A 19463-nucleotide genomic window follows, 5' to 3' on the forward strand; every position below is an offset into this window, starting at 1 on the left:
CGCTCTTCAACACAATCTAAAAGCTCTGCGTAACCTGAAGGCTGGGCAGGGTAATACAACTAGTCATACAACCAATCGAACAGGCTTTCTACGTCATCCGCCACCCACACAGGCTGACTGGCTGCCAACCGCGCGGGAGTATGCACGCCGTAAGTAACGCCCACACGATCCATATTAATAGACCTAGCCATTTCAAGGTCATACTCGGTATCACCCACCATTACAGCGCGCTCGACGGGCACTTGTAACTCGTCAAGCAGCTCAAGAATCATCTGAGGGTGGGGCTTCGAACGCGTTTCATCTGCCGTTCGGCTACCATGAAACCAAGCGCCACTGCCTGTCTCGGAGAAAATTCGGTCTAGACCACGGCGACTTTTTCCTGTCGCCACCGCCAGACGCTGATGAGAACGTTCACGCAGCCGGGCAACCTGTTCTTCTACGCCATCAAAAAAAGGCATGGGCGTCGAGTCACCATCTACGAAATGATAGGCATAGCGCTGGCGCAAGCGCTCGGCCTGAGCCGCTTCAATACCAGGACATAATTTAGCTATCGCCTCAGGCAGGCCCAAGCCAATAATATCTTCAATAGCATTGACGTTTAACTCACCCCACTCAGCATCAAGAGCAGCGGCCTGCATGCAGGCAACAATTTTCGGCACAGAGTTCATCAGCGTGCCATCCCAATCAAAGATAATTAGCTCATAGCGCATGTTGTTTCCTTTATTTCCGAGCGCGTTTTAACGCTTCTTCCAATGCCTCAGGCAGCGGTGCTTTCACCGTAACGGGACGGCCATTGCCAGGTTCAGGAAACGTTAATGCACGGGCATGAAGAAACAGCCGCCCCAAGCCAAGGCGCTGCGCCATGTGATTACTTTCGCGGGTTCCATATTTATCATCACCCAATAGTGCATGCCCCGCGTGAGCTGCATGGACACGAATCTGATGGGTGCGGCCTGTCACAGGCTCTGCCTCTATCAGCGTGACTTTTTCAAAGGTTTCCACTACCGAAAAGTGAGTCCGCGACACCTTGCCATTAGGATCTACTCGCACCCGCCGCTCACCATTACCCGCATCAAAGCGATCTAAGCGAGCACTCACATAGGTTTTCCGTGCAGGCCAGCGTCCGCTAACCAACGCTAAGTAGCGCTTGTCCATAGCGTGCTTTTTCAGCGATTCGTTGAGTGTGACTAACGCATCACGAGATTTTGCCAACAGCAAACACCCCGATGTATCACGATCTAAGCGGTGAACAAGCTCTAAAAAAGTCAGGTCATCGCGCACTTGGCGCAGTGCTTCGATTAAGCCAATTTTTACGCCACTTCCCCCATGGACAGCTAAACCAGACGGCTTATTAATCACCATCCAATCCGGCCCTTCCATAATTACACTGCCAATTAACAAATCACGTAAATTGTCACTAACCTCTTTAACGGCTTCTCTCGGCGCTAAACGTAGTGGCGGCACACGCACCAAATCGCCAGCTTGAAGTCGATAATCCACTTTGACGCGTTTCTTATTAACCCTTACCTCGCCTTTACGCACAATGCGATAAATCAATGCACGAGGAGCACCTTTTAAACGCGTCATTAAAAAATTGTCGATCCGTTGACCTGCTTGTTCCGGGGCGATATCCACCCACTGTACTTCCCGCCCTTCGGACATTAACGCTCACTCCTGGTGTGATCTTATAGCAACAGGCTAAAAACGGCATTCTAGCGTAGACCAATGCGCATTGCGTCAATTGCTGGTAGTTGTCTTTACTGTTATATTCCAAAACGTTCAGCGGCCAAGTGTGGCTTACCCGTAAAAAGACACGTCGTAACGGGTGCGTTACCACGCTTCGCCTAGCGCCTGCCCGACAAACACGCAGGCCAGAGCATAGGCAAAATGGCGTAGTGTACGCATTACCCAAACGCCTAACGCATTGAAGCGACTACTGAAATAACGTACTGGATAGACAGTTACTTTGTCGTATGTTTTTTGGCGGCAAATACACATTTGCTTTGCCCGCAATGGCAAGCAATTTGAATTAACAAACGTCACGCCCCAAGCGGCTTCTCCTGTTCGTCACAAGGTGCTGCTCGACTTGGGGCGCCAAGTTCAACGCTGTGCCGATAACCGGCGTTGACGAATCGATGAATGCCAGGTGTTGGCGGTGTCAGCAGAGCCGGATGGACGTGACAGCCACCGAAACATGTTCTGCCTCCGCCACGTACTCAACGCCCTTTCGGCCGGGATGGCATAATTGCCTTCCCGGTTTAATGCGTCAGCATAGCAATGCGCCGAGCACAAGCACGCAGCACCCAACGATTCGTCTACTCCACGGCTCGTCGGCACGCAATGCTATGTGAGAAAACATGAAACGGATGCTAATTAACGCAACCCAGCCAGAAGAGCTTCGGGTTGCACTGGTAGACGGGCAACGCCTTTACGATTTAGACATCGAATCTGGCGCCCGAGAGCAGAAAAAAGCCAATATTTACCGGGGTAAGATCACCCGGGTAGAACCCTCCCTTGAAGCCGCTTTTGTTGATTTCGGTGCCGAGCGTCATGGCTTTCTGCCGTTAAAAGAAATTTCCCGCGAATATTTTATTAAAGATGTTTCTGGCCGCCCCAGCATCAAAGAAGTGCTGAAAGAAGGACAGGAAGTTATTGTCCAAGTTGATAAAGAAGAGCGCGGCAATAAAGGTGCTGCACTCACTACTTTTATTAGCTTAGCGGGTCGCTTTCTTGTACTGATGCCTAACAACCCTCGCGCGGGTGGCATTTCACGCCGCATTGAAGGTGATGACCGCAGCCAACTGAAAGACGCCATGGGCCAACTGACAGTGCCGGACAAAATGGGCCTGATCGTTCGCACCGCTGGTATCGGCCGCAGCCCGGAAGAGCTTCAGTGGGATCTGGATTACCTCGTCCAAGTGTGGGAATCCATCACCACTGAGGCAGGCAAGCGTTCGGCCCCTTTCCTGATCTATCGCGAATCTAATGTCATTATTCGCGCCATGCGTGATTACCTGCGCCAAGACATTGGCGAAGTGTTAATTGACAGCCCTGAGATTCATGCAGAAGCGCTGGGCTTTATTCGTCAGGTAATGCCTTCTTACCAGCAGAAAATTAAACTTTACGCAGATGAAGTCCCTCTTTTCTCGCGCTTTCAAATTGAGTCGCAAATCGAAACTGCTTACCAGCGCGAAGTAAAACTTCCTTCTGGTGGCTCTATTGTTATCGATCACACCGAAGCACTGGTCTCTATTGATATCAACTCTGCCCGGGCTACACGTGGCAGCGATATTGAAGAAACCGCACTGCAAACTAACTCTGAAGCAGCTGACGAGATTGCTCGACAGTTGCGCTTGCGTGATATCGGTGGCCTTGTAGTTATCGACTTTATCGATATGGGCCCTGCGCGAAATCAGCGCGAGGTTGAAAACCGCATGCGCGATGCGCTGAAGCTTGATCGTGCACGCGTTCAGATTGGTCGGATTTCACGCTTTGGCTTAATGGAGATGTCGCGCCAGCGCTTACGTCCTTCGCTTGGTGAGACCAGCGGTGTGGTTTGCCCACGTTGTAACGGCCAGGGCACGATTCGTGACGTACGCTCATTGTCGCTCTCCATTATGCGCCTGATTGAAGAAGAGGCGATGAAAGAGCGCAGCGCTCAAATTCGCGCTATTCTGCCGGTACCAGTGGCTACCTACCTGCTGAACGAAAAGCGTAGCGTTCTAGCAGACATCGAATCACGCCAAGGCGTGCGGGTAGTTCTTTTGCCGAATCCCGAAATGGATACGCCGCATTATGACGTTCAGCGGCTGCGTGATGACCACTTAGACGATGACGAGAGCCTAACGCTATCCAGCTTCGAGCTATCGACTGATACTGAAGTGGGCAAAGAACCAGACCCAAGCTTTACTCCGCCCGCCATGCGCGCTGAAGCCGCGGTTAAAAGTGTTGTGCATAACGCACCAGCGCCCGCCTCTCTTCAGACAGAAGAGAAGGCAGAGAAGGTTACAAAAGCAGACAAAGTCGTTGCTGCGACCACCCCTGTTGCTGAAGAGCAGCCTAGTGTGATTGGCCGCTTTATCAGAGGCTTTGCCAAACTGCTAGGGGGGGAAGATAGCAGCACGAGCGAGCCTAAACAGGAAGCTCCTGTTGCCCGTAAGCAGCCTGAAAAAACAGGCAGCAACCGCACGCAGCGCAGCGAAAGCAAGCCAAAGCCGGCTCGTGAACGTGGCGAAAGCACTAGCAAAAACGAGCAACGCAGCCAGCAGCAGCCGAGTAATCAGCAACCTAGCCAACCGCGTAATACTGATAATAACGACGACGCTAACGACAAACGCAGCGGTCCTAGCCGTACTCGTAATCGTCGACGCCACCCTCAGCAAGACGATGCCAAGACCCTAGACAACGACCAGAAGAGCAGTCGTCAAAAAGAACAGCAGACAAATCAAGCGGCCAAAGAATCGCCTAAAGATGAGCCAGCTAAACCTACTGCTCAACCAGAAAGCCGTCGTGATAAACCGCGTGATGCAAAGCAGAAAAACGAAACTACCCGTGAGCCTGCATCACAAACGGACGACAAACAAGATGACGGCAAACCGAAGCGCACGCGTAATAATCCGCGTAACCGCACGCGTAAACAGGCCGTTAACCCTCAAGCCGAAGCGGAACAGCTGAAACTGCAAGCCGAAGCGGCTGAAGCCACCTCTGCGGAAGCCACCTCTGCGGAAGCCCCTTCTGCTGAATCACCCGCTGTTGAAGTACCCAGCAGCGAAGCAGCGCCTGCAAGCCCCTCTTCACATGATGAGGCCAGCACAACAGCGGTGCCAAGCGATGAAGTAGCGACTGAAGCGCCTGACCAAGCTGTAGAAGAAACAACAGTTGCCGATGGAACAACGGCTGAGCGCCCTGCTGAAAAGGCAGATAAAGCACGTAAAGCTACTCGCCAGCGTCGTCAACCGCAGAAAACGGAAGATAACGCTGAAACTGCCGCAACAGAAGCGAGCGTAGAGAAAAGCTCTGAGGATAAACCTCAACAGCCGACTGATGACCAAACCACTGTTCAAGAAGCGCCTCAAGAGGCTAACAGCCGCTCGGCTGAGGTCGAGAATATTGAACCTTCGTCAGTTAATACGGAAGTAGAGCCACAGGAAGAGCCTGCTGCAAACGTGAAGGAGTTTGATACCGCCCATAGCGAATCAACAAACTCACGTGATGAAGAAACTACACAAGAGACTGATAAGCCCCAGCAGCCGACACCTCAAGAACTTGTGCGCCAGGAACCGGTGTTGCCTCAAGTGACTCAAGAGACTCAAGAGACAGCACAAGAAACATCAGCACCCGCTAGCACACAGGCAGAAGTGCCAAAAGTTGCTGAGGACGAGACTGTCGATAGCACTGATAACCGTCAGGTGCCCTCGCACGACGTAGCGGCTAGCACTGAGGCCAGCTCACCAGAGACAGCTGAGCAACCGGAAGCTTCTTCAGACAATAACGCGGAGAGCAATACGAACGCTTCAGACACTAAAACCGCGCCAGAAGCCGCTGACATTACTGCTACTGATCAAGAAAGCGATCTTCAGCCTACGTTAGCGAACAATGAAGAAGAGGCTCAAACGCCTTCACCAGAAGCTCCCGAAACAGTAACACCTGAAGAAGCACAGCAAGTGACTACCGTTTCTACACAAGACGAAGTACCCAAGCCACGTCGCCGTCGTCGCGCTCATAACGATCCTCGTGAACTGCGTAAACAAGCACAGAACACGACGAATGAGTGATCGCTAGCACTTAAGACATTAGTACTTAAGACACTAGCACTAAAAACCCCGCTAAAAAGCGGGGTTTTTTTATGCTTGTATTAAGCGTGGTTCGGGCTCTAACTCAACACCAAATTGGCCATAGACCTTGCGGACAATATACTCAGCAAACTGCAGTAGTTCAGGGCGATCACCGCCGCCAAAATGCACAAGCACCAATGCTTGCTGTGTGTGAACACCGAAAGCTCCTTGCCGAGCTCCTTTCAACCCGCACTGGTCAATTAACCACCCCGCTGCCAGTTTGCTTTTCCCATCAACCTGGGGAAAATATGGCATGTTAGGATGCGCTTGTAACAAGCGCGATAGCTGTTCGCTACTAACTAGCGGGTTTTTAAAAAAGCTTCCCGCATTCGCGAGCATATTAGGATCCGGCAATTTTTCTCGACGAATAGCGCACACCGCTTGAGCTACCGCCAAGCAACTTGATGAGGCCGATACACGGGCAGCTAAATCCCCATAACCCAGTCTTGGTTGCGGTTTTTTTGATAATCGAAGCGCCAACTGAGTAATAACAACTTTATCTGCTAGCGCTTTTTTGAAAATGCTATCACGGTAACCAAACTGGCAATCATCGGTGCTTAACCAACGGACCTTGCCTGAGGCTAGTTCTACTATTTGCACTCCCTCTATGACGTCTTTAAGCTCAACACCATAAGCACCGATATTTTGCACTGGTGCTGCACCGCAATCACCTGGTATTAACGCTAAGTTTTCAATACCCCACAGGCCACGAGCCGCTAGCGTCATTACTAACGAGTGCCAATTAACACCAGCCCCCACATAGGCAACAACCGACTCTCCGCGACTTTCTAGCCACCACTGCTGTATACCTGGCCGAATCGCAATGCCTTTCAATGCCGTAGGAAGCAGCACGTTACTGCCACCTCCCAAGAGGGTAATGCGCCACCGTTTATCAACGGCTTCACGCACGACATACTGGAGCGCATTTAGTGTTTTAGGAACCACATACCGTTCCGCCTGACAGGGTAAACGCAGCGTATTTAAAGAGGTTAAATCGACCGATTGGCAACAACTGAGCAAGTCACTAACACTTCTTTCACACCCTGTGTTTTCACAACCTGTGATTTCACAACCTGTCATTTCTCAGCCCGTCGTTTCTCAGCTGGGCAATTAGCCCTACAGAAGCCGCCTCAATTAAATCCAGGACATGTTCAAAACCCTCGTCTCCACCATAATAAGGGTCGGGCACTTCTGCCTCAGGCAGATCAGCAAACTCTAAAAAAAGCCCCACATGGGCACGACTATTGCTCGGCTGAAGCGCTTGCATCGCCTTGAGGTTGTCGCGATCCATGCCTAATACGTAGTCAAATTCAAGAAAGTCACCAGCACTGAGCTGACGAGCGCGCAAATGACCAATATCGATACCACGCCTTGATGCGGCTACTTGCGCGCGGGTGTCTGGCGCTTTTCCAACATGCCAGTTACCTACACCACAAGAGTCAACGATAATATGACGATTTAACCCAGCCTCTTCAACAGCGTGCCAAAAGACGCCTTCGGCCGTTGGCGAACGGCAAATATTACCTAGGCAGACAAACAGTACACGCTTCATTCGCTGTCACCTCCACTCGCTAGTAGCGCTCTCACCCGGACTAAGTCTTCCGGCGTATCCACACCCGGCGGGTTAATAGTGCTGGCAAGCGCAACTTGAATGGCATAGCCATGCTGAAGCGCACGCAACTGCTCCAATTGCTCCAACTGCTCAAGACTCGATGGTGCCAGCTCACGATAAGCAGCAAGAAAACTGGCACGGTAGGCGTATATACCGATATGACGCAACCAAGCATCGGTAGCTAACAGCTCGGGCTGTGTTTTAAATTGCTCTCGATCCCACGGAATGGGCGCACGAGAAAAGTACAGGGCTCGGCCCTGTAAGGAGCGAACCACTTTGACGACGTTAGCGTTAAATAACGTTTCAACATCGGCAATGGGCTCAGCAAGTGTCGCAATGGCTGCTTCTGGGTCTTCGGCTAACCGCATGGCCACTTGGTCAATTAAAACCGGCGGAATAAGCGGCTCGTCGCCTTGCACGTTCACTAACAAAGCGTCATCGCTTAGCCCAAGGCATGCTGCCACCTCAGCCAATCGATCGGTGCCAGAAGGATGATCCGAGCGCGTCATCACGACCTCTGCACCGTAGGGCAACATCGCCTCACGGATGCGTGAATCATCAGTGGCCACCACAACACGGCTTGCTTGGCTTTGACAAGCCCGGCGCCAGACATGGGCAACCATAGGCTCGCCCGCTATATCCAGCAGCGGCTTACCCGGTAAGCGGGTTGAGCCAAACCGCGCGGGAACCACAGCAATAAATTCGGTTTGAGCGACTGACATTACGCCTCTCCGGTACGACCTGGCGAGATAGGCAATTTTTCATCGGCATCCATCGTGCGCGCCTCTTCAGGAAGCATCACAGGAATGCCTTCTTGAATAGGATACGCCAAACCGTCGTAGTGGCAGCAAAGCTCTTGGGCTTCACGGTTATACTTGAGCTTGCCGTTGCAAAGTGGGCAAACCAGCATTGCCAATAGTTCTTTATCCATCGGTGTATCCCTTTTTAGAAAGCGCTGACAATTTAGCTGCCAGCCAGTGTTCAAACTCTGGCGGAAGCAAGGCTTCTACCTCTAGCACCCAGCTATCGGGTGGCGCAAACGCTTGGCACTTCACTGCATCTTTGGCAGTCATTACAACTGGGCGCTGATGACTAAAACGGAAAGTCTGGTCATCAAACCGCTGATGATCTGCTAGCGGGCGCATCTCGCCGTCCACCCCCAAACTGCGCAGCGTATTAAAAAAACGCTCAGGATGGCCAATACCCGCCACAGCATTTACAGGTGGCACAAATGGTAGCGGAGTGATCGGCACACGCTGACCATCCCGCATTCGACGCCAACTTAGCGGCGCTAATTGCATCGCTATTCCTTCAACTGGTAAGGGGCAACACTGCTCACCATTAATAATCACAGCATCAACTTGAGCTAATCTACTAGGCGATTCTCTCAGCGGCCCAGCGGGTAAACACCAACCATTACCCAGTCCCCGCGCCCCATCAATGACGACTAATTCAATATCACGTCCTAACGCCAAATGCTGTAATCCATCGTCACTAACAATAATATCGCACCCTTTATCAACCAAGGTTTTAACACCTCGTGCACGGCGCGGGTCAACCACTACCGGACAGCTCGTTTGCTGCACCAGCATTAATGGCTCATCACCACTTTGGGCCGGATCGGTTAGTGCGGTTACTTCTAATGGATAGTGCGATGCTTTACCACCGTACCCACGAGTAATGATGCCTGGGGACCACCCCTGCGTCCTCAGCCAGTTGACCAGCCACGCAACTAAAGGCGATTTACCGGTTCCACCAAGGGTAATATTACCCACCACAATAACGGGCACACCTGCTTTAAAAACTGGTTTTTTACCAGTGTGGTAGCGGGTGTTTCTCCACATCATAAGATAACGGTATAAACAACCCAATGGATATAACGGTGTTAGCCAACGGCTTCCATGATAGGCCGCTTTGAGCCAGCGTTGCTCAACACTCATTCATTATCCTGGAACTGAAGTTGATGCAGTGCCGCGTAAGCGCCTCCGGCTTCTAATAGCGCTTGGTGGGTCCCCTGCTCAATAATACGCCCTTGGTCCATGACCAAAATACGGTCAGCTCGTTCAATCGTGGATAGGCGGTGGGCAATGACCAGCGTTGTTCGGCCTTTACACACATGCTCTAGCGCTTTTTGTATATAGCGCTCGGATTCGGTATCCAGTGCTGATGTCGCCTCGTCCAAAATAAGAATAGGCGCATCTTTAAAAATCGCCCGCGCGATGGCCAAGCGCTGACGCTGGCCACCCGAAAGCATCACGCCATTTTCACCCACTACCGTGGCATAGCCCTGGGGCAGCTTCTCAATAAACTCACTGGCATAAGCCGCCTGAGCAGCGGCTTCAATAGCGGCTGGATCTGGGTTGGTTACGCCATAGCCAATGTTATCTGCAATGGTGGCATTGAATAGCGTGACTTGTTGCGATACCAATGCAATATGCTGACGCAATGGACCCAGCGCATATTCATCAACATTTACCCCATCAATCAAAATACGTCCTTCACTAGGCCGATAAAAACGCGGCAACAGGCTGACCAATGTCGACTTACCGCTGCCTGAGCGGCCAACAATTGCCACTAACTCGCCTGGGGCGACGCTAATGTTAATATCACGTAGTACGTTAGGCTGATCGTCAGCGTAGCGAAAACTAACATTATCGATCACTACGCTACCCGTTAGCTGTTGAGGAATTTTTTTACCTTCATCCTGTTCAGGGGTCATATCAAGTAGGCCAAATAGCTCAGCCGCCGCCGCGATGCCTTTTTGAATCTCACTGTTCACTTCAGTGAGCTGACGCACGGGTTTGATCATTAGTGCAGCCGCTGTAATAAAGGCTACAAACTCACCCGGCGTCATGTTTTCCATCAGTGCAGGTGCCATCGCTAACCAAACCAAAATCGCCATCGAAATCGCGACCAGCATTAAAATTACTGGTGAGCTTACGGCACGCGTCATCGCCTCTTTCATACTTTGGCGACGATTTTCTTCACTTACTCGCTCAAAACGCTGTTTTTCATACGCTTCAGCCCCATGCGTGCGCACGACACGGTAGCCAGAGAGCGCTTCAGAAGCGACATGGGTAACATCTCCCATGGAGTGTTGAATACGCTTAGAGATTCGTCTAAACCGTTTGCTGACATAGCCCACTACTCCAGCGATCACCGGCGTTACGCCTAAAAATAACAGCGTTAACATCCAGTTTGTCCAGAAGAGATAACCAATCAACCCAATAACGAATAAGCCTTCACGCAAAATAATAGTGACGGCTTTCGTGGCAGCGCCTGCCACCTGCTCTACATGATAGGTAACCCGAGATACCAAATGACCGCTAGAGTGATGATCAAAAAATCGCCCTGGCAAATGCAGTAAGTGCGCAAAAACATCACAGCGTAAAGTATGAATCACATAGCGTCCGACATAAGACATAAAATAAGTGCTTAAAAATGTCCCTACCCCGCGCGATGCAAACATAATCACCACAAATAGTGGGAGCAGTAGCCGAAAAGTAGCATCAGGATTTTGAATACCATCAATCAGTCGTTTCATCATTTCAGCTAATGCCGTACTGGAAGCGGCATAAATGACGAAGCCCACTATCGCTAACGCAAATGCGCGCCAGTGGGGCTTTACGTAAGTTAATAATCGTTTATAGAGAACCCAACCTGAATCAGTCACACGCGCTCCTGGCCATAGTGTGCAGTTGCCAGGATTCTACCTTATGGTGACGCGCATCAACACCGCTTACGAGCACCCGGTAGTTTTCGCATGGGAATGACCTGAATGGGCTGGGTAGCCATAAGGCTAAATTCAAGCGCCCCATCCTGGGCAGTGCTCCATAAACAGCTCTGCTGTTGTCGAAAGCGGCGGACTACCGCATCAACTGGATGATTAAAGGGGTTGTCTTTTCCAGCACTAAAAATAACATGTTGAGGACGGCTGACCTGCAAAAATTGGATTCCCGAACTTGTATTGCTTCCATGATGCCCAGCCACTAACACGTTAATCGGCGTAATAACTTTTGCTAATATTCTTCTTTCAACGTCCTTGCCTACATCTCCCGTGATAAGCAAACGTTGTTCTCCCGCGCTTACCTGCAGCACACAAGAACGATCATTTGAGGAGAGCGCGTTATCCCCCGCTGGGGGCCATAATATCTGATAGTGAATGCCATCGCGTCGCCACTGCTGCCCTTGAACACATTGTGTACTGGCAACGGGCAGTGACTCGCCTCGTGGAGTCGACCATAGCGTCACTTGATGGTCTTTTAAAAGCGCACTGACACCCCCAGCATGATCGGTATCGGCATGACTTACGATAACACGATCAAACGATTGGCCTGGGGGCCACAAGGTTTGCAGTGGCATAAAACCACTGCGAAAACGTGGCCCGGTGTCATAAAGCAAGCGATAGTTAGTACTACGCAACTCGATCAGTTGACCTTGGCCAACGTCATAAATCACGACACGTACCTCGCCCAGATTAAGCTGTGCATTTGCTGGCCACCAAGGGAAGCTTAGCAGTAGCAATGGTACGCTGAATCGCAGCCAACCTGGGACAGTGGGAAACGCCCAGCATAGCGACATCAGTACCAATATACCTACCAGCGGGTACACCATCATTGACGGCGGCTGCAAAAGCGGCGCCCAATGCACGGTAACAACTAATAAATAGTGAAAAACTTGTAACGCCTGCTCAAAACACCACCACATAAATAACCCTATCCCGGGCAGTGGTGACAATACCCATCCCAATAATGCACTGGGCACCATAACGGAACTGACCCAAGGGACAGCAAAAAGATTAATCAAAGGGGCCGCAGGGGCAACTCTCTCAAACGCCACTAACACTGCTGCCGCCATTAGCGGTGCAATGAGTAGTTGGGAACGAAGTAGCGCCCAGCACCAGCCTTTCACCCCTTGGGGGCGGGGACGGCCTTGCCAAATTACAATCAACCAGGCTACCGCAATAAACGATAGCCACAGTCCAGGTCGCCATAATGCAAGTGGGTCAACGACGATTACGATGCCAAACGCAAGCCACCAAGCTTGCCATGGGCCAGGTGCATGACGACCGCTTAGCACCCACAAGCCTAACAGCGTCATAATCATGGCCCGCATGGCAGGAGGGGCCAGCCCAGCTAATATGGCGTATCCCACCGCCGCCACTCCTGCTAACCACCATGGCCAAGCTCGTAGACGCCAATGGGTTGGCGTTACCAACCTGGCAATAAAGCGAGCTAATAGCAGCACAAACGAAGCAACAAGTCCGACGTGTAAACCAGAGATAACCACTAAATGCGTCGTACCCGTTGCATTGAGCAAGGTCCAATCATCCTGGGTCAACTGCTCACTATCACCCAGCGTTAGCGCCGCAAGCCAGCGCCGAGTTTGCTCTTGCAACGGTTGACTAGCCAGCCTTTCAATAGCCGATTGGCGAATTGTCGGCGCAGCCTCCGACAAACGTTCAGGCTTCGGCTCTTGGCGCACATAGCCCGTTGCGTGTACCCCTTCTCGCCATAGCCACTGTTGAAAATTAAACGTATTGGGATTAGAAAAGCCACTAGGAGGGCGAAGCCGCAGCGTCATCTGCCAGCGCTCTCCCAAGAGGTAGCGTTGATCATCGTAAGCACTTACTCTCACACTGCGTAGAGCGCTACAGCTAGGAAGATGCTCAGGAGAGTGACAGGATTCAATAGATAGGCGTAATCGCGACGACCCGCTTTCCGCTTGAACGTTTACTATCTGGGCCTGAATAATGACATCTTCACCACTGAGCCCGCTTGGCAACCGACGCCCCCACTCATGCTGCACACTGATAAAAACCCAGCTCAAAATAACCAAAAAAATCAGTAGATTACGCCTATACACCACCAAGAAAAGCACGGCCACAAATATACCTGCCAGCAGTGCTTGCAAGCGTGCATCTGGACCGCTTATCCATGCCAATAGCGCACCCATGAAACCTGCCAACGCAGCGGGTAGTGCAACGCCTATGTGCATATTCCCTCCTTGGAACAAGATCATTCAAAGCCACGCGTAGCCGAAGCACACTGCTATATGGATAATAGGAGGCACCTATTAAAAGAGTACCTGACATGCCGCGCCGTTTCCTGCAGCGCTACATGCCAAAACCCGATACATTAAGGCGTCAGCGTTCTCTACGCTTTATCGCGCCATTAATTGCAGATCCTGGGCTATGGCTTTTAACACGTCGAAGCGTTGCAAATGCGTTTAGCGTGGGGCTTTTTTGCGCCATGCTGCCTATACCGTTTCAAATGGTAGTTGCAGCATTGGGGGCTAGGTTTACCCGTTGCAACTTAGCTCTATCGGTAGGTCTAGTGTGGATCACGAACCCACTCACCATGCCGGTTATTTTTTATTTTAATTACCGTATTGGCACATTTCTTTTAGAAGCCCCCGTTAGAGAGGCCCCATCGCGCATCTCAACGCGCTGGATTGCAGAGCAAATGCACGACATTATGCCGCCGCTGATGCTTGGCTCGCTAATTTCTGCCGTTTTACTAGCGATTATCGCCAATATTGTCATACGGCTAATTTGGCGCTGGCATGTTTCTCATCACTGGAAGCGCCGCCGCCTAAAAAGGCGGCAGCGCCGAGCGCGCATTGAGTCAGAATTCGATGACTAACCTCACAAGCTATTAGGCATTTTGCTGCTCAATTAACTGCCCGCCATCCAATTTCAACACTCGATCTTGATGAGCAGCCAAGCTGACATCATGGGTAACAATAACAAACGCGCAAGCGCTCTCTTTAGCCAGTTCATCCATAAGTGCTAATATAGTTGCTGCGGTAGTTTGATCTAGGTTCCCGGTTGGCTCGTCCATCAGCACAAGACTGGGGTCGGTCACTAGCGCACGAGCAATAGCCACTCGCTGACGCTCCCCACCCGAAAGCTCGCCAGGTTTGTGATCCGCCCGCGTCTTCATGCCCACCCGTTCAAGCAACTGCATTGCGCGCTGCTCCGCCACTTTTTTAGATTGGCCGCGAATAATGAGCGGCAGCGCAGCATTCTCAACTGCGGTGAACTCAGCTAGCAAGTGATGAAATTGATAAACAAAGCCAATATAGCGATTCCGAAAACGACCGAGCGCCGCGTCATTAAGACCCGAAAGCGGCTCGCCAGCAATCACTACGCTACCTGCGCTAGGACGATCAAGACCTCCCAACAGGTTTAACAGCGTTGTTTTACCCGAACCAGAGCTGCCCACAATGGCAACACGCTCTCCTGCATGCACCTTAAGCTCAAGCTGATCTAATACGGTAAGATCTTGAGGGCCTTCGTCGTAAATCCTTGTCAGGCTGTTACATTCCAGCATAATCGCTGCTGTGTGCGGTGTACTTGAGGTCATCATTGCGTCCTTATTCATAACGCAGTACGTCGGCAGGCTGAACCCGAGCGGCCCGCCAAGCGGGATAAAGCGTCGAGAGGAAGGTCAGACCAAAGGCAGCGATAACGATATCGCGTACATCGCCCCACTGCAGCTTAGAAGGCAGGTCGCTAATAAAGTAAACCCCAGCATCTAAAAATTGAATACCGAAAGCTGTTTCAAACCAGCCAATTAAATCTGAGATAGTAAGCGCTAAGATAACCCCTGCCGTAACGCCGATCGCAATACCAATCAGTCCGATAGTCAGCCCCTGAACAATGAAAATCCCCATAATTGAACGCGGGGTAGCACCTATGGTTCGTAAAATGGCGATATCCGCTCGCTTATCGGTAACCACCATTACTAACGTAGACACAATATTAAACGCAGCGACAGCAATAATGACGGTAAGTAGCAGTGCTATCATGCGCTTTTCCATTTGAATTGCTTGGAAAAGACTGCCGTGGGAAAAGGTCCAATCCGTACCGCGGTAACCGGAGCCCAGTTCGTTAACAATCGCTTGAGTTTCACTGCCAGATACAAACAGGTCATCCAGCTCCAGCCTCAGACCACCCACCGCATCGCCCAGACGCGCTAAGGTTTGCATATCCTCAATATTGGCATAAGCCAAATTGGCATCTAAATCAGCGCCTACGCTAAAGATACCGCTAACGGTAAACCGTTTTAGCCTTGGAAAAACCCCAGCGGGGGTAATCGATGCCTCCGGAACAAGTAGCGTAACTCGGTCTCCTACCCCTACGCCCAAGCGACGTGCCAACATAGATCCCAAAACTACGTTCCACTCGCCAGGCACCAGATCGGAAAGCTCACCTTCGCGCATATGCTTTCCAATAATCGACACTTGGTCTTCCCAGTCCGGATGGATGCCATTCACCATAGCCCCCTGGTTTCTACCACCCGCTGAAAACATACCTTGCTGTTCAACATAAGGTGCTGCACCAATGACTCGCTCTCGCTCAACGAGCCGTTCTGCTAACGCTTGCCACTCGACTAATCCTTCTTGCGACTCAATTTTAGTGTGAGGCACCATCCCCAAGATACGGGTACGGAGCTCATGATCAAAACCATTCATGACCGACAGCACAAGGATTAGCACAGCCACGCCAAGCATTAATCCCAACATTGAAGTTAGCGAAATAAACGAAATAAAGTGGTTCCGGCGTTTAGCGCGCACGTAGCGCAGCCCCACCAGAAAAGGCAAACGATCAAGCATGGCATCATTCCTTAGTAATAAGCGTCCATGGTACGGTTTTTTTAGCATGGGTGCATGTAAGAACGCAGGGTTAGAGTAACAGGACCACTTGCCGTTCCCTCAAGTACGGTAACGCTTGCATGTTAGTAAACAAGCCCCTAAATTGCGCCCGTTCTCCTTGTCTTCGGAGATGACCTCTAGGGCAAGCATTTTTTCGACTATTAAGAGCATCTGTGACGTTGGCTAACAAAACTTACCGTTTATTGCCTGAGTGGTATCCCCAAGACGGCTTGCAACTGACTTGGCCCCGCCCAGATGGCGACTGGGCATCGTTGTTATCGCTTATCGAGGCAACACTTGAGCGTATCGTGATAGCCACGACACGCTATCAGCGAGTGCTGATCAGCGTTCCTGATGTTGCCACCCAGCGCCGCTTGGCTGCGACGTTTGACGCCTATGGCATTCCTCAATCACAACTGATGCTCATTGTCGCGCCCACAGATGACACTTGGGCTAGGGACCATGGGCCGATCACCGTGGTAGACGAAGCTCAGCAGCCGCTCATACTGGATTACACGTTCACTGGCTGGGGCGGTAAATTCCCTGCCGAGCATGACAATCAGCTTACTCAATGGCTGGACGATATAGGCGTGTGGGCCTGCCCTATCGCTACACGGAATATGGTACTAGAAGGCGGTGCTATTGAAACCGACGGTGAGGGCACGCTGCTAACCACCGAGGCCTGCCTGCTGAACCCAAATCGCAATTCGTCACTCTCACGCACAGATGTTGAAGCTCAATTAGCGAAAGATTTCGGTGTCGACCGATTCCTATGGCTAGCAAACGGGCATCTTGAAGGTGACGATACCGACAGCCATGTTGATACGCTCGCACGCTTTTGCAACGCCTCGACCATTGCGTATGTCCGCTGCGACGACCCCACCGACCCTCACTACCCAGCATTAAATGCGATGGAGCAAGAACTGATGGCGTTTCGCCAGCGCAACGGCGAACCCTACCAATTAATTGCTTTGCCATGGCCTCAGGCCTGCTTTGATCCTGACGATGGTCATCGCCTTCCTGCTACCTACGCAAATTTTTTAATTATCAATCATGCCGTACTGGTGCCCACTTACGGCGATCCTGCCGATCTGATCGCACTGCAAGCATTGAGTGTTGTCTTCCCGGAACACACGATGATTCCAATTGAGTGTGTTAGCGTCATTCGCCAGCATGGCAGCCTCCACTGTTTAACCATGCAGCTACCAAGAGGCACTCTTGTCCCTGCACTTAGTCACTCCTAAGGAGCCATCATGCCTAACAGCTTAACCGTCGGTGTTGTTCAACAGTCAGCGTGGCCAGATAAAGCACGTAGTCTTGCTGCCAGCGAAGCTGGCATACGCTCAGCCGTTAGCCAAGGGGCACAATTAGTGTTGCTTCAGGAGTTGCATGCCACTCATTACTTTTGCCAGTACGAAGACCCTGCACTGTTTGATTTAGCTGAACCACTAGACGGCCCTACTGGGCAACGCCTAGCCGAACTGGCTAAAGAGTTGGATATCGTGCTGGTAGGGTCACTATTTGAAAAGCGTGCAGCGGGGCTTTACCACAATACAGCCGTCGTTTATGACCGCGCAAAAGGACGTGTTGGGCAGTACCGTAAAATGCACATTCCTGATGATCCAGCCTTTTACGAAAAGTTTTACTTTACCCCTGGCGATGCTGATGACGATCGCGGCCAAGGCTTCACGCCCATTGACACCTCTGTTGGGCGTCTAGGGGTCTTGGTTTGCTGGGATCAATGGTATCCAGAAGCAGCACGGTTAATGGCACTAAGTGGTGCAGAGCTACTTCTCTACCCCACCGCCATTGGCTGGGACCCAAATGATGATGACGCTGAAAAAGCGCGTCAGAAAGATGCCTGGACTATTATACAGCGCTCCCATGGCGTTGCTAACGGGTTACCCGTAATGGTCGCTAACCGTGTGGGCTTTGAACCCGACCACTCTGGCGTTGGTGACGGCATTACGTTCTGGGGTGGAAGCTTCGTATGCGGCCCACAAGGTGAAATGCTAGCGCATGCAGGAGAGGAGTCGCAGCAATTAGTAGTCAAGATAGACATGGCTCGTAGCGAGAACACTCGGCGCATTTGGCCATATTTACGCGACCGCCGCATTGATGCTTACGGTGATTTAACCCGCCGCTATCGCGATTGATAACCAGCCAGTTGGCTAATAAACCTAACCTGATAAAAACTTTACCTGATAAAACCCTCGCCTGATAAAAACCTCAGATGATAATAACCTGGACGCCTGCTCTCATAGAGAGCAGGCGCAGTCATTAAAACACCTGCATGTGGCAGTTGGCTTTATTTCCAAAAATCACGAATAGACGCAATTCCCTGGGCGCCAACGGCGCGTGCATGGCTAGCATCAAAGCGTGTCATACCCCCCAATGCATATACCGGCATACCCGCACGTTCCACTAGCTGTTGAAAGTCATGCCAGCCTAGCGGCGCTACTTCTGGATGAGAAGGCGTGGTGCGTAATGGCGAAAGCGTCACAAAGTCACAACCTAAAACTGCTGCCTGGGAAAGCTGCGTTTGATCATGAGTTGATGCTGATAGCCATTTATTTTCAGCGATCGGGCGACGCTCAAGGCTCATTAACCGCGCGCTCGTCAAATGGATACCGTCAGCATCAATCCTATCAAGCAACGCAGGCTCACCGTTCAATAGAAGCCTTGCATCGTACTGACGACAAAGGCGCAGAGCACGCTCAGCACGGGCGACATAAGCCGCTTCATTAAGATTTTTCGCCCGCAGCTGTACTAACCTTACGCCGTCTTCATCTAATGCTCTTTCTAGCAGGCTATCAAAACGCTCTTCATCGGATTCTTCACCGGTAATCAGGTAGTCAGTGGGCAACATCACTGCACGCAAAATAGGCAAGTTAGCGGCAGGGAAAGGATAATTTGCCAACTCTTCCATGGGCACCCAACGTACAGCCTGCCCTTCACGGCCAAACGGCTCACCTGCAAACTCTTGCACTTGCCAAACATCCAGAAGAATATGCTTATCAGGATACTCATGATGGACGCGGATAAGCGGCCGGGCACGTACAATCTCAACGCCTAGCTCTTCGTGCAGTTCGCGTTTGAGACCTTCAAGCCCTGTTTCATAAGGTGCCAGCTTGCCACCGGGAAACTCCCAGAGGCCGCCTTGATCGACATTAGAGGGCCGACGTGCAATCAGCACTCGCTTTTGATCGGCGCTGATCATTGCAGCCGCCGCAACATGAACCCGTCGTTTTACCATTACACTCATTACGTCTTTACCCACTTTGTGCGCGCCGCCTTAAACGAAGACGGCGCTATCTCGCTGCGTTAGCACGTCACTGCAACTGTTTTCAGCTACTTTC

General features: G+C 51.4%; 16 protein-coding genes. 4 read left to right on the forward strand and 12 right to left on the reverse strand.

The annotated features are described in order from the left end of the window. Positions 1-59 precede the first annotated feature (59 nt). Both K1Y77_RS09930 and K1Y77_RS09935 read right to left on the reverse strand, forming a co-directional pair. The gene (locus K1Y77_RS09930; protein ID WP_264428263.1) at positions 60-710 is read right to left on the reverse strand and encodes an HAD family hydrolase; all 651 of its coding nucleotides are present in this window, start codon (positions 708-710) and stop codon (positions 60-62) included. A 10-nt stretch (positions 711-720) separates the two neighbouring features. Beyond that, complete coding sequence (locus tag K1Y77_RS09935; RefSeq protein ID WP_009722038.1) at positions 721-1662, reverse strand: RluA family pseudouridine synthase; 942 nt, start codon at positions 1660-1662, stop codon at positions 721-723. Positions 1663-2357: 695 nt separating this feature from the next. Here K1Y77_RS09935 and rne point away from each other — a divergent pair. After that, the gene (rne, locus tag K1Y77_RS09940; protein WP_264428266.1) at positions 2358-5774 is read left to right on the forward strand and encodes a ribonuclease E; all 3417 of its coding nucleotides are present in this window, start codon (positions 2358-2360) and stop codon (positions 5772-5774) included. A 69-nt stretch (positions 5775-5843) separates the two neighbouring features. On the opposite strand, the gene murB is transcribed toward rne, so the two are convergent. Genes murB through K1Y77_RS09975 form a run of 7 tightly spaced genes read right to left on the reverse strand, consistent with a single transcriptional unit; the run spans position 5844 to position 13443 of the window. Continuing rightward, positions 5844-6914, reverse strand: a complete 1071-nt coding sequence (murB, locus tag K1Y77_RS09945; protein WP_264428268.1) for a UDP-N-acetylmuramate dehydrogenase — start codon at positions 6912-6914, stop codon at positions 5844-5846. After that, entirely contained in the window at positions 6901-7386 is a 486-nt protein-coding gene (locus K1Y77_RS09950) for a low molecular weight protein-tyrosine-phosphatase (protein ID WP_264428271.1), read from the reverse strand. The genes murB and K1Y77_RS09950 overlap by 14 nt, the downstream gene beginning before the upstream one ends. Then, on the reverse strand, positions 7383-8168 hold the full coding sequence (gene kdsB / locus K1Y77_RS09955) for a 3-deoxy-manno-octulosonate cytidylyltransferase (RefSeq protein ID WP_264428273.1): 786 nt from the start codon (positions 8166-8168) through the stop codon (positions 7383-7385). The genes K1Y77_RS09950 and kdsB overlap by 4 nt, the downstream gene beginning before the upstream one ends. Further along, entirely contained in the window at positions 8168-8377 is a 210-nt protein-coding gene (locus K1Y77_RS09960) for a Trm112 family protein (RefSeq protein ID WP_030072393.1), read from the reverse strand. Before K1Y77_RS09960 ends, kdsB begins: the two co-directional genes overlap by 1 nt. After that, entirely contained in the window at positions 8370-9386 is a 1017-nt protein-coding gene (gene lpxK, locus K1Y77_RS09965) for a tetraacyldisaccharide 4'-kinase (RefSeq protein WP_264428275.1), read from the reverse strand. The genes K1Y77_RS09960 and lpxK overlap by 8 nt, the downstream gene beginning before the upstream one ends. Next, positions 9383-11119 carry a lipid A export permease/ATP-binding protein MsbA gene (gene msbA, locus K1Y77_RS09970; protein ID WP_030072390.1) on the reverse strand — a complete coding sequence of 579 codons (1737 nt, stop codon included), beginning with the start codon at positions 11117-11119 and terminating at the stop codon, positions 9383-9385. Before msbA ends, lpxK begins: the two co-directional genes overlap by 4 nt. A gap of 56 nt (positions 11120-11175) precedes the next feature. Next, complete coding sequence (locus tag K1Y77_RS09975) at positions 11176-13443, reverse strand: DNA internalization-related competence protein ComEC/Rec2 (protein WP_264428278.1); 2268 nt, start codon at positions 13441-13443, stop codon at positions 11176-11178. Between the two features lie 95 nt (positions 13444-13538). Between K1Y77_RS09975 and K1Y77_RS09980 the strand changes: the two genes are divergently transcribed. After that, positions 13539-14090 carry a DUF2062 domain-containing protein gene (locus tag K1Y77_RS09980; protein ID WP_030072386.1) on the forward strand — a complete coding sequence of 184 codons (552 nt, stop codon included), beginning with the start codon at positions 13539-13541 and terminating at the stop codon, positions 14088-14090. A 12-nt stretch (positions 14091-14102) separates the two neighbouring features. Here K1Y77_RS09980 and K1Y77_RS09985 read toward each other — a convergent pair whose 3' ends face one another. Beyond that, positions 14103-14813 (reverse strand): ABC transporter ATP-binding protein, encoded by a 711-nt coding sequence (locus K1Y77_RS09985; RefSeq protein ID WP_030072384.1) that lies wholly within the window; start codon positions 14811-14813, stop codon positions 14103-14105. 10 nt (positions 14814-14823) lie between these two features. After that, positions 14824-16065, reverse strand: coding sequence for a lipoprotein-releasing ABC transporter permease subunit (locus K1Y77_RS09990; protein ID WP_030072382.1), 1242 nt, complete (start codon positions 16063-16065; stop codon positions 14824-14826). Positions 16066-16277: 212 nt separating this feature from the next. Here K1Y77_RS09990 and K1Y77_RS09995 point away from each other — a divergent pair, with 212 nt between their 5' ends. Then, positions 16278-17348, forward strand: coding sequence for an agmatine deiminase family protein (locus tag K1Y77_RS09995; RefSeq protein ID WP_264428280.1), 1071 nt, complete (start codon positions 16278-16280; stop codon positions 17346-17348). 9 nt (positions 17349-17357) lie between these two features. Continuing rightward, positions 17358-18260, forward strand: a complete 903-nt coding sequence (locus tag K1Y77_RS10000; RefSeq protein WP_264428281.1) for a carbon-nitrogen hydrolase — start codon at positions 17358-17360, stop codon at positions 18258-18260. Positions 18261-18412: 152 nt separating this feature from the next. Here K1Y77_RS10000 and K1Y77_RS10005 read toward each other — a convergent pair whose 3' ends face one another. After that, positions 18413-19360 carry a Nudix family hydrolase gene (locus K1Y77_RS10005; protein ID WP_264019236.1) on the reverse strand — a complete coding sequence of 316 codons (948 nt, stop codon included), beginning with the start codon at positions 19358-19360 and terminating at the stop codon, positions 18413-18415. Positions 19361-19463: the final 103 nt, after the last annotated feature.

The organism is Halomonas qaidamensis (assembly GCF_025917315.1).
GTDB classification, from domain to species: Bacteria; Pseudomonadota; Gammaproteobacteria; order Pseudomonadales; family Halomonadaceae; genus Vreelandella; species Vreelandella qaidamensis.

Excerpts from the sequence above, each read along its gene's own strand:
- lpxK (WP_264428275.1), bottom strand. The coding sequence starts at position 9,386 with ATGAGTGTTGAGCAACGCTGGCTCAAAGCGGCCTATCATGGAAGCCGT.
- murB (WP_264428268.1), bottom strand. The coding sequence starts at position 6,914 with ATGACAGGTTGTGAAATCACAGGTTGTGAAAACACAGGGTGTGAAAGA.
- K1Y77_RS09990 (WP_030072382.1), bottom strand. The coding sequence starts at position 16,065 with ATGCTTGATCGTTTGCCTTTTCTGGTGGGGCTGCGCTACGTGCGCGCT.
- K1Y77_RS09985 (WP_030072384.1), bottom strand. The coding sequence starts at position 14,813 with ATGACCTCAAGTACACCGCACACAGCAGCGATTATGCTGGAATGTAAC.
- K1Y77_RS09930 (WP_264428263.1), bottom strand. The coding sequence starts at position 710 with ATGCGCTATGAGCTAATTATCTTTGATTGGGATGGCACGCTGATGAAC.
- K1Y77_RS09960 (WP_030072393.1), bottom strand. The coding sequence starts at position 8,377 with ATGGATAAAGAACTATTGGCAATGCTGGTTTGCCCACTTTGCAACGGC.
- K1Y77_RS09935 (WP_009722038.1), bottom strand. The coding sequence starts at position 1,662 with ATGTCCGAAGGGCGGGAAGTACAGTGGGTGGATATCGCCCCGGAACAA.
- K1Y77_RS10005 (WP_264019236.1), bottom strand. The coding sequence starts at position 19,360 with ATGGTAAAACGACGGGTTCATGTTGCGGCGGCTGCAATGATCAGCGCC.
- rne (WP_264428266.1), top strand. The coding sequence starts at position 2,358 with ATGAAACGGATGCTAATTAACGCAACCCAGCCAGAAGAGCTTCGGGTT.
- K1Y77_RS09950 (WP_264428271.1), bottom strand. The coding sequence starts at position 7,386 with ATGAAGCGTGTACTGTTTGTCTGCCTAGGTAATATTTGCCGTTCGCCA.
- kdsB (WP_264428273.1), bottom strand. The coding sequence starts at position 8,168 with ATGTCAGTCGCTCAAACCGAATTTATTGCTGTGGTTCCCGCGCGGTTT.
- K1Y77_RS09975 (WP_264428278.1), bottom strand. The coding sequence starts at position 13,443 with ATGCACATAGGCGTTGCACTACCCGCTGCGTTGGCAGGTTTCATGGGT.
- K1Y77_RS09980 (WP_030072386.1), top strand. The coding sequence starts at position 13,539 with ATGCCGCGCCGTTTCCTGCAGCGCTACATGCCAAAACCCGATACATTA.
- K1Y77_RS10000 (WP_264428281.1), top strand. The coding sequence starts at position 17,358 with ATGCCTAACAGCTTAACCGTCGGTGTTGTTCAACAGTCAGCGTGGCCA.